This is a genomic window from Peribacillus sp. P4_C12, assembly GCF_056402095.1.
Genome location: NZ_JBFUIB010000104.1, coordinates 1 through 10456 on the forward strand (window position 1 = coordinate 1; position 10456 = coordinate 10456).

General features: G+C 36.7%; 9 protein-coding genes and 1 rRNA gene. 3 read left to right on the forward strand and 7 right to left on the reverse strand.

Annotated elements, in window-relative coordinates; genetic code table 11:
- Window positions 1-103, reverse strand: a 16S ribosomal RNA gene (locus tag AC1DUW_RS14375); the annotation flags it as partial.
- A 710-nt stretch (window positions 104-813) separates the two neighbouring features.
- Here AC1DUW_RS14375 and AC1DUW_RS14380 point away from each other — a divergent pair.
- Together AC1DUW_RS14380 and AC1DUW_RS14385 are read left to right on the forward strand one after the other, a co-directional pair.
- Window positions 814-1572, forward strand: a complete 759-nt coding sequence (locus tag AC1DUW_RS14380; RefSeq protein ID WP_477642804.1) for an alpha/beta hydrolase — start codon at window positions 814-816, stop codon at window positions 1570-1572.
- Window positions 1573-1652: 80 nt separating this feature from the next.
- Window positions 1653-1823, forward strand: coding sequence for a CsbD family protein (locus tag AC1DUW_RS14385; protein WP_477642805.1), 171 nt, complete (start codon window positions 1653-1655; stop codon window positions 1821-1823).
- A 111-nt stretch (window positions 1824-1934) separates the two neighbouring features.
- On the opposite strand, the gene AC1DUW_RS14390 is transcribed toward AC1DUW_RS14385, so the two are convergent.
- From AC1DUW_RS14390 to AC1DUW_RS14410, 5 genes are all read right to left on the reverse strand, one after another.
- Window positions 1935-3077: a SpoIIE family protein phosphatase gene (locus AC1DUW_RS14390; RefSeq protein WP_477642806.1), complete on the reverse strand. Its 1143-nt coding sequence runs from the start codon at window positions 3075-3077 to the stop codon at window positions 1935-1937.
- A 306-nt stretch (window positions 3078-3383) separates the two neighbouring features.
- Window positions 3384-4217 carry a CheR family methyltransferase gene (locus AC1DUW_RS14395; protein ID WP_053348269.1) on the reverse strand — a complete coding sequence of 278 codons (834 nt, stop codon included), beginning with the start codon at window positions 4215-4217 and terminating at the stop codon, window positions 3384-3386.
- 28 nt (window positions 4218-4245) lie between these two features.
- Window positions 4246-7023 carry a response regulator gene (locus AC1DUW_RS14400; protein WP_236695028.1) on the reverse strand — a complete coding sequence of 926 codons (2778 nt, stop codon included), beginning with the start codon at window positions 7021-7023 and terminating at the stop codon, window positions 4246-4248.
- A gap of 342 nt (window positions 7024-7365) precedes the next feature.
- Window positions 7366-8679 (reverse strand): hemolysin family protein, encoded by a 1314-nt coding sequence (locus AC1DUW_RS14405; RefSeq protein WP_376110781.1) that lies wholly within the window; start codon window positions 8677-8679, stop codon window positions 7366-7368.
- Between the two features lie 196 nt (window positions 8680-8875).
- Window positions 8876-9307 carry a MerR family transcriptional regulator gene (locus tag AC1DUW_RS14410; protein WP_053348267.1) on the reverse strand — a complete coding sequence of 144 codons (432 nt, stop codon included), beginning with the start codon at window positions 9305-9307 and terminating at the stop codon, window positions 8876-8878.
- Window positions 9308-9837: 530 nt separating this feature from the next.
- On the opposite strand from AC1DUW_RS14410, the gene AC1DUW_RS14415 reads away from it, so the two are divergent.
- On the forward strand, window positions 9838-10263 hold the full coding sequence (locus tag AC1DUW_RS14415; RefSeq protein ID WP_252432536.1) for a DUF4395 domain-containing protein: 426 nt from the start codon (window positions 9838-9840) through the stop codon (window positions 10261-10263).
- Between the two features lie 59 nt (window positions 10264-10322).
- On the opposite strand, the gene AC1DUW_RS14420 is transcribed toward AC1DUW_RS14415, so the two are convergent.
- Window positions 10323-10456: IS3 family transposase (locus tag AC1DUW_RS14420; RefSeq protein ID WP_477642807.1), on the reverse strand; the 134-nt coding region annotated here is incomplete at its 5' end.

Sequence of the window (10456 nt, forward strand, 5' to 3'; positions counted from 1 at the left end):
GCTAGCTAATCTCAGGGAGCAAGCTCCCATCGATTCGCTCGACTTGCATGTATTAGGCACGCCGCCAGCGTTCGTCCTGAGCCAGGATCAAACTCTCCGAAGAAATGTTTGACTTGCTCATTTTGCTTTTTGATAGTGTGTGCTCACTTAAAAAATTAACGTTGGCGCTTTGTTTTGTTCAGTTTTCAAAGAGCAATTTTATCGTCGTTCTTTCGAACAACTTGTTTATTCATCATAACACGCTATTGATTAGTTGTCAACTTCTGCGAAGTTTTTAACTTATTTTAAACCGCTGTGTTTTTCAGCGACCATTTCATCTTAACACTATCATAATAAGAAGTCAATAGTTATTATTTCTTTTAGTAAGCTACCAAAAGTGAATGATTTTTTGTTTGTCGTACTTGGTGCTTATTTATATTAATCCTATTCCACTTGAAAGTCAACGATTATTCCTGTTTTTATAGTTTTTATTTTGTTAGGCATTTTAACAACCTCTTAGATCGGTATTTTAGTAAAGATATATTATAGAAGGAGTTGTATTTATTAATTGAAACCAAGCTAGATTTCTTTGTTATATTTAGGTACTCGCGTCAACGTATATCTTACATAAGTATTTGCAGCCCTGTTTTTTCTTGCCTTAAGTACCTTCTTGATGTATTGAACAAGAAACATAACCAAGTTGACTTTCTAAATCTTGTTATGATATTATATAACCAAGTAATATAATCGGAATAGTTAATATTGTTAAAAAGACAGAATCTAATAATCAATAACCCCTTTTTTAATAGATTATGATTTAAAGGAGATGGAGATATGAAAGCAGCAAAGGTAATACCAGGTGCAGAATCTTTTTTCCTCCCTGGCAATTCTATCGGAATCCTCATTTGCCATGGCTTTAATGGAACACCACAAAGTGTAAGGTATTTAGGTGATAACCTTGCTGCCAAAGGCTATACAGTCTATGCTCCACGTTTGAAGGGCCATGGAACCGATGAGTTGGATATGGAAACGAGCCATTATCAAGATTGGGTACATGATGTCGAGACTGCCTATGCAAAGCTAAAGCAAACCTGCACATATGTATTTGCAATAGGACAATCAATGGGCGGCGCCCTTGTTTTGGATTTAGCGACAAAAGTACCTTGTGAAGGAATTCTCACTATTAACGCCGCACTTCAAGTTCCTGAGTATGAAATCTATCGTAACCAATCGGTTCCGCGTTTCATTCCTGAAGGTGAGCCTGACGTAAAAGACGATACTGTTACTGAAATCACTTATGACCAAGTTCCCTCAAAAGCAATTAATCAGTTGCTTGATATTATGGAGCATACAAGTCAACAGCTCGAAAACATTAGCTGCCCGATACTTCTTTTTCATTCTCCAGAAGATCACGTTGTACCAGCCCGATGTTCCAATCAAATATACGATACTGTATTGTCCCTTGATAAGGAATTAATCGCCCTTGAAAATTCCTATCATGTTGCTTCGTTGGATTATGATAAAGATCAAATCATTGAACAGGCTTATCGGTTCATTCAAATTCACAGTAAAAAGGCAACAATCGCTTCATAAATGATTCTTTTATATACACCTTGGTTTACTCGACCTATACACGGGTATATATAGTATATAAAGAAAAAGGAGGCAGCATAATGAGCAGTTTATCAGACAAAGTAAAAAGTACGGTCAATAAAGTAAAAGGCGAAACGAAAGAACAGGTCGGTAACGCGAAAAATGATCCTCACTTACAAGCAGAAGGTAAAGTTGATAAATTAAAAGGCAATCTCCAAGACGCTGTTAGTAAATTGAAAAATAAACGTTAATTAGCAAATTAAAATCGCAGGATACTACATTGAAACTCTCCTATTTAATAATTTCCACACCCCCTTATATACAGAAGAGGCTGCAGGTATAAACTGCAGCCTCTTCCTTTTTCAATTAGCTTGAATTACAACAACACACATATCATCCGGCTGGTCTTGTTGCATTTCAGGGGGCATAACAAAATCAATAGGAGCGGTTTCCTTGATATCAAACCAACTCATTGAGACCGCTTCTTGTATTTGATTCAGCCCTTCGGTGCCATCCCGATCGATAGCCTCCATGACTCCATCTGTAAATAACAGAAGTTGAATTCTGTCTTCATAATGAATGATTGATTTCTCTATATTCATCTCAGCAAAGAATCCCACAGGACATGTCCCTTTTGAAAGAGAAGCCACTTTTCCATCATCCATTAAAGCGAAGCCTGGAGGATGTCCAGCGTTAACATATTCCACTGTTTTTTGCTCTGTATCAATAATCATATAAATCGCTGTAAAATAATAGTGCACTTGGTTATCTTCTTTATTAAGGACACTCATCCAGTGATTCATTTCTTTTATGACTGCCACAGGATCTGTATGTGTCCGAATCGCATCCCTCAAAACAGAGGAAATAAACATACAAACAAGTGAAGCGGATATTCCATGTCCCATCATATCAAGCAGAATGATTCCATATCGATTTTCGTCAATGCGATGCCAATAGTACATGTCTCCCGCTAACTTATTTGCAGGTAAGTATGAGGCTTTGATAGTTAAGTGGTCATTGTGAATGGGCTCACTTAAGAGACTGCTTTGGACCTGCATCGAGAGATCTAATTCATTACGAATTTTTTCATCCTGCATTTTATGCCAATCTTTTTCATATTTAAGCCTTAATCCCACACGAATCCGGGCCAGCAAGTCAATTTTATTAATAGGCTTCATTATATAATCAATACCGCCCACATCAAGCGCCTCGGCCACCTTGTTTGAATCTTCAAGTGCGGTCACAAAAATCACGGGTATATCTTTAAGGTGTGGGATATTTTGAAGTCGTCTGCACGCCTCTATTCCATCGATTTCAGGCATCATAATATCAAGCAGAATGATATCAACAGAAGTCTCCTTTGGTTTCAGACCATCCACCTGTAAATATTCAAACATCTCCACAGCAGAAGTTAATGATAGAAAATCCGTATAGCCAGCCCTCTTTAGAATTTTCTCTATAACGAAAAGGTTAACCTGGTTATCATCTACGATTAATATCGTCATTCTTTTATTCCCCTTTTGGCTTATATCGAGCGGCAAGTTTTTATCTTTATTATGTAAATGCGTTTCATTATTGTGGTTCCCTATAGGGTAGTTTCCATTTTATTATAACGAAGCTCAGTCTTTTTTAATAATAATAAACCACTTTATCATCAGATTCGCAGACCAATTCATTATATATACCCGTTACTATGACACTCTAAACATATTATAAGAATTTTTTTGTATCACCCAAAAACAGAGTGAAAACATATTACTAGTGGCCCTAATGAAAAAGAGGAGTCCGCAAGATATGCGAACTCCCCCTTCTTATAATTTCCGATAAATCCGTTCCTTTGAATCAAAGTCCTCATAACCTTCCGATAAGGAAGATGTATGAAGTGTTTCCTTACTACCAACTGCAAGAAAGCCTTTTTTACTAAGACTGTCATAAAACAAATGGTTTACATAGGTTTGTAATTCACCGGTAAAGTAAATCATCACATTTCGGCACAAGATAATATGAAACTCATTGAATGAACCATCAGTGACCAAATTATGCTGGAAAAACACTATGTTTTTAAGAAGGCTAGAATTAAGATAGGCATTTTGATAATCCGTCGTATAATACTCCGAAAATTCCTGTTTTCCGCCGGCCTGCAAATAGTTTTTTGTATAAGACTGCATTCTATTTAGCGGAAGTATCCCTTTTTCCGCATGACGGAGGATATCTTCATTCATATCAGTCGCATAAATTTTCGCCTTTTCATAAAGCCCCTCTTCCTTAAGAAGGATGGCCATTGAGAAGGCTTCTTCACCAGTCGAACAACCCGCATGCCAAATTCTAATTTCCGGAAGCTGTTTTAAAAGCGGTACAATTTTTAATCGAAAAGCTTTAAAGAAATCCGGGTCGCGAAACATTTCAGTAACGTTTATCGAAAAATCATTCAGAAGTTTCTCGACATACCCTTTTTCATACAAAACCATTTCAATCATTCCACTTATCCTACGAATATGGTCCAGCCTCATCCGATTTTCAACTCTCCGCTTTATAGAAGAACGCATATATTTACGAAAATCGAAGCCGGAGACAGAATAAATGGCTTGCAATAATAATTCAATTTCTATATCTTCTCGTTCTTCAACAGTTAATGTATCCTTCATGAAAAACCTTCCTTACCCGTACTATCAATTAATTAGTCAGCCACACACGAAGAACTGATAGCAACTGATCTAATTTTAATGGCTTACTGACATAGTCGGACGCGCCAGCTTTCAGGCATTTTGCCCTATCGCCTTTCATCGCTTTAGCTGTTAAAGCGATGATTGGAAGATTCTCGAACTTATTCTGCTCGCGAATTCTAGTCATCGTTTCATAACCATCCATTCCTGGCATCATTATATCCATTAATATTGCATCTATATTATTTCCTTTTTCAAGAAGCTCCAAACATTCATAGCCATTTTCAGCCGTAAGGATTCCCATCCCCTCATGCTTCAGCGCATTTTTTAGTGCAAAGATATTACGGTGGTCATCATCGACGACCAGTACGGTTTTATTGCAGAATGGATTACCATTTTTCTTGCCGTCACCATCGAATATTACGACATCCTGTTCTTCCTGCTCTACAAAAGATTCGGTTGCTTCATGGGTAGCTGCTGCCACTTCAGGAGAAGCAGCTATTGCTTCGCCAACATGTTTGAAGCCCTCTGGCATGCTTGGAATAAAGAAGGTAAATATACTACCTCGGCCTTCTTTACTATCTACAATGACCCAGCCTCCTAGCAGCTTAGCAAATTCACGACATATGGAAAGCCCAAGTCCTGTACCACCGTATTTCCTCATTGTAGCTCCGTCGCCTTGCTGGAACGCCTCAAAGATTAGTTTTTGCTTTTCTTTGGAAATTCCAATTCCAGTATCCGCCACATTAATTTCAATCCAATTACTTGCACCTTTTGTTTGAATCCACTGTGCGACATTTTCTTCATCCGCTTTTTTAATTTGGACAGACACAGAACCTTTTTCCGTGAATTTAAATGCGTTGGACAATAAGTTTTTCAAGATTTGCTGGAAGCGCTGTTCATCCGTAAAGAAGATGTCCGGTACATTTTTATCTTTATTGATTAGAAAGTCGATGTTCTTTTTCTTCGCTACATGATCAAAGTTACGGTGCAATAGCTCAGGCAGCTCACTCATATTCATTTCGTCAAAGACAACTTCAAGTTTTCCAACTTCAACTTTTGATAAATCCAAAATATCATTAATCAATGTTAATAAATCTTGACCTGAAGAGTTAATAACACGAGCAAATTCCTGCTGCTCTTCATTTAATTTACTATCATTAGGATCAGAAAGCATTTCAGATAAAATCAAAATACTGTTAAGCGGCGTCCGCAATTCATGGGACATATTAGCCATGAACTCCGATTTGTATTTTGAACTTAACTTTAATTCTTCTGCTTGTTTTTCAAGATTTAATTTTGCGACTTGAAGCTCTTTCGATTTATCTTCGGTTTCGCGATTTCTCTCTTCTAATCGTTCATTAATCATCCGCAACTCTTCAGCTTGTGTTTGCAATTCCTCTGATTGGGCCTGCATTTCCTCTGACTGAGATTGTAATTCTTCCGATTGAGCCTGCAACTCTTCGGTCTGTGCCTGTGATTCTTTCAATAAACGCTCTATTTCCATCCGACCTTCTACATTATTGATCGTGATGCCCAGAGTATCCAACACACGGGTTAAGAAACTTTTTTGCAACTTCGTAAAGGCCTCCAAACTTGCCAATTCAACCATTGCAACAACTTCGTCCTCAAATACGACCGGTGCAATGACAATACTTTTAGGATTGACTTCCCCTAGCCCTGTTGTAACCAAATGGAAGTCTTCTGGAATATTGTCGATGAATTTCGATTTTCCTTCTTGAGCGCATTGTCCAATCAAACCTTCACCCAATCGAAATTCACTTCTGCCTGCATCCTCACCATCTCCTGCAAAGCTGGAAAGCTTTACAAAACGCATATCTTTTCCCTCACCTCGCCTGACGTAAATAGCCCCAATGGACGCTCCCATCATCGGCGCAAGCCTTGTAATGAACCTGTCAGCAAGAACCTCCACATCAACAATACGCTGATACATGGTAGCAATATCTGCAACACGAGTCTGAATCCAGTTCTGTTCACTGATTTTTTCAGTGAAATCTTTCTCCTTTTGATTATAGGCTTCAAGCGATTCTGCCATATCATTGAAGGATCGAGCGATATCACCAATTTCATCTTTTGTTCGAACTGAAATTCTTGGTACTACCGATAAGTTTTTAAAATCAATATTCTTGATGACTTTCGTAATGGATTGCAAATCTTTTGATGTACTGCGAATCATCCAAACCATCGTTACTGAAATAACTAAAATGCTAAGAATAACAGCGAAGATTGTGAAACTAATCATATCTTCATAGGTTTGTTTCGAATTCCTTAAGGTTTCTTTCATAACGCCTTCTTGGTAATCTTTAAAGTCATCCATCGCGCTGATAACTTTTGTCCGCTTTTCCCGCTGATCTCTCATCAACCTGGAAATATTTTCAGAAGAATTTTCTTCTTGTATATTTTGAATAATCTCAGTCTCTGTTATGGAGTAAGATGTATATTGTGTCTCAAACTCTTTCAACAATTGCTTTGCTTTTACTTTATTTAAAGTACCTGATAATTCAGCAATTTGTGATTCAATCAAACTATGATTCTCTTTTATAATTTCTAGACTATTGGCTCTTTCTTCCTTATTCGCATCATCAGCTGCAAACAAAATTTCACGGTCTGACCTTGAAAACAACTGACGGATTTCCATCGAAGCTTGAACTTTTTCATAGCGGTTTTCAACTATTTCTGTCATACTGCTCTTTAAATTGTTAAGCGTAAACATCATGAAAGAAAGTAATATAGCCAAGAAAAGTAAGATTAAACCGAATCCTAACATTTGCTTCCTCTTAAAACCCATTTTTCCGCCTACCTTCTTCTCTTAATTTATAATCAGCCAGAAAAAGAATGTCTTTGTAAAGATAAATCTTATTACTAACATTCCAATATGTTTATATTTAGATAGATTTAATGTCTCACTCTACATGTTAACATTTCCATAATATAAATTGTGACCTACAGCATTATTATTCATGAATTCCTTTTCCATTAGAGTAGTAGTCTACCTTTTTAATTGTAAGAAAATCTAAAGCATTGTGTTCGAATCCATACTCAATTATTAATTCATTATTTAGTAAAATTATAAAAACCGAAAGCTTTCGCTTTCGGTTTTTCATGATTATTAAATTTTCTTAACTTCAACATATAAGACATGATGGCCATCCATCTCTTTTACGGTAAATTCAAAGCCGGCATATTCTATTCTATCGCCGACTGCAATTTCAAATCGCCCTGTTAGGAACCAGCCGCCCAATGTATCTATATCTTCTTCTGGTAATTCTATTGCAAGGGTATCATTAACATCTTCGACCAATGTTTTTGCATCAAAAACATAATGTCCCTCATCAATTTTTTGAATAAGCGGCCGTTCGTCTTGGTCAAATTCATCTCGTATTTCTCCGACAATTTCTTCGAGAATGTCTTCAACCGTAACAAGACCTGCAGTACCGCCATATTCATCTGTTAAAACGGCCATATGAATCCGTTCCTTCTGCATTTTCAGTAGTAAATCATGAATTGCGATTGTTTCAAGAACACGAATAATTGGTGTTACAAATGAATCAACCGTCAATTCTGAAACATTTTCTTCTGTAATTGTTGCTGTATAAAGACGCTTGATATTGACCATACCCACTACATTATCTTTATCACCGTCTATAACAGGATAACGGGTGTATTGCTCTTCTTGAATGAGTTCAACAACTTCCAATAAGGGCATACCTTTTTCAATTACAGTCATTTCCGTACGAGGAACCATAATCTCATTGGCAATACGCTCATCAAATTCAAAAATTTGGTTTACATATTTATATTCCGATTGATTAATCTCACCGCTTTTATAGCTTTCTGATAAAATAATGCGTAGTTCTTCTTCTGAGTGAGCCATTTCAGATTCAGAAGCAGGCTTTAACCCGAACATGCCTGTAAGAACACGAGCAGAACCATTCAATAACCAAATAAACGGGTACAAAATACGATAAAACAGAATTAATGGCTTTGAAAACATTAATGTTACTTCCTCAGCCTTTTGAATCGCAACTGTTTTTGGTGCTAGTTCCCCGACTACAACGTGAAGGAATGTGACAGAGCCAAATGCGATCACGAAAGAGATAATATGACTTACGGATTCATCTAATCCCCATCTTAAAAACAAAGGTTTAAATATTGCCTCCACCGTCGGTTCACCCAGCACTCCTAAACCTAATGCGGTTACTGTAATCCCCAATTGACAAGCAGATAAGTACTCATCAATATGTGTGGTTACTTTCTTGGCTGCAAGTGCATTTCTATGTCCTTCTTCAATCAATTGATTAATGCGAGAACTTCTGACTTTTACGATTGCAAATTCTGAGGCAACAAAAAATGCCGTTAATGCTATTAATACAGCTACTGCTAATAATTTTATAAAAATCTCCAATATGTGCGGGTTTACCATGTATATACCCTACCTTGAGTAATACCAAGGAATAGGCAAACATGGTTTAATCCCAAGCACCTCCTGTGTAAATGGTTAATGTCCATTTCAAAAACAAACTGAATTTTAACATGAATGCCGCATCCCAACCATTTTGTGAAGATGTCCTTTATTAATATGCACCTTAGTACAGTAAACTATCGAGAATAAATCTGAATTATACTAACAACACTAATAATGATTGGATTAAGGCAATGCTTTCGTGAGAAATCTGTTTTTTTAGAAGAAGTTCATTTTTTTCGTCCTTTTCAATCAGCCTGATTACTTCCCGTAGCTCCTCATTCAAGCCATCCAGTTTACTTTTCAATTGAAGTCCTGTTTCCTCAATGGCAGATGAAACTTCCTTGTCCTGGTTAAATAGTTCCTTTATATCTTCTAATGAAAGGTTTTTTCTTTTATACTCCTCAATACGGTGAAGCCGTTCAAGTTCCCTGACTGAATAATAACGGTAGTTAGAGGCGGAACGTTCTGCTTTTAGCAGGCCCATGTTTGTATAGTAATCAACAGTTCTCTTCGTAACATTCGCCATTTCCGCCAACTCGCCAATTTTCAACGTCTCGTTCCCAATATAACCCCTCCCAACCGTCACGTGATGGTTTAGACAAACTAATACATTGTCTTTTGTTCCACCCTGACATTAAATTCTATTCTCTAATCGTACATTATTTTTACTCAAAATAAAAATATTTAATATTGGATAAAAAGATATTTTTTTAGTTACACATCCTTACACTCCACAAGTAAACAAAAAACCGATTATTTCCAATAACCGGTTTAATTTATCATTCTATTTTATGCAGTTTATTTTTTTGTTTTAGCTGAGAATTGATTGCTCAATATTTTAGGACCGCATTGGCATATAGAAGAATGCTTTAGTTTTTTAATTGGTGTACCGCATGTTTGACAAACTTTTGTTACCATTATACCGTCCTCCTACTTTAACTAATTGTTATATATTATATTATACTGTTTTAATAATAATAATCAATACTAAATTAAAATTATTACAAATAAGAAGGTTGAGTTTTGATTTTATAGGCTTTTTTATCATTCCCACTTAACAAGTAGCTATAATAAAGATAAAATATAATAAAACACATCAGGGAGGTTGGCATTCAAATGACGAGTGAAATGCGTTCTATTCCCCGTCCCTTAGTACGCACGAATCAATGGGTCATATTTTTAAGTGTGGTGACTGCCTTACTAACCGGTCAAATATGGATATTAGCGATTCCGTTTACAGCAGGACTTTTAGGGCTTATCTTTAATTTCAATCCGATTATGCGGCTTGCAAAGCTCTTCTTGAAAAAGCGGCCTTCTGATTATATTCCGGAAGATCATTCACAACAGCAATTCAACCAAGTTATTGCAGTCGTTTGCTTGGGACTTGGATTAATTTCTTTCTTACTTGGTTGGACAGTTTCAGGATATATTTTTACGGTGATGGTCGGACTTGCTTCTTTCATAGCCATCCTTGGATTCTGCATTGGTTGCTTTATCCTCTATCAATGGAAACAATATTCCTATCGCCGATCTCTGCGCTAGATACTACAAAAGAGGACTGACAATTGAAGTGAACCCAAAAAGTTAGACACTTTATTTAATTAGGCAGCCTTGAGGGCATGAATCCGGTAATCTACCGGGCTCATGCCTTTTAATTTTACCTTGATTCGTTGATGATTGTAGTAATGGATATATTCCTCTAATTCTTGTTTGAAATGCTCCATGCTTTCAAATT

Excerpts from the sequence above, each read along its gene's own strand:
- AC1DUW_RS14380 (WP_477642804.1), top strand. The coding sequence starts at position 814 with ATGAAAGCAGCAAAGGTAATACCAGGTGCAGAATCTTTTTTCCTCCCT.
- AC1DUW_RS14385 (WP_477642805.1), top strand. The coding sequence starts at position 1,653 with ATGAGCAGTTTATCAGACAAAGTAAAAAGTACGGTCAATAAAGTAAAA.
- AC1DUW_RS14390 (WP_477642806.1), bottom strand. The coding sequence starts at position 3,077 with ATGACGATATTAATCGTAGATGATAACCAGGTTAACCTTTTCGTTATA.
- AC1DUW_RS14395 (WP_053348269.1), bottom strand. The coding sequence starts at position 4,217 with ATGAAGGATACATTAACTGTTGAAGAACGAGAAGATATAGAAATTGAA.
- AC1DUW_RS14400 (WP_236695028.1), bottom strand. The coding sequence starts at position 7,023 with ATGTTAGGATTCGGTTTAATCTTACTTTTCTTGGCTATATTACTTTCT.
- AC1DUW_RS14405 (WP_376110781.1), bottom strand. The coding sequence starts at position 8,679 with ATGGTAAACCCGCACATATTGGAGATTTTTATAAAATTATTAGCAGTA.
- AC1DUW_RS14415 (WP_252432536.1), top strand. The coding sequence starts at position 9,838 with ATGACGAGTGAAATGCGTTCTATTCCCCGTCCCTTAGTACGCACGAAT.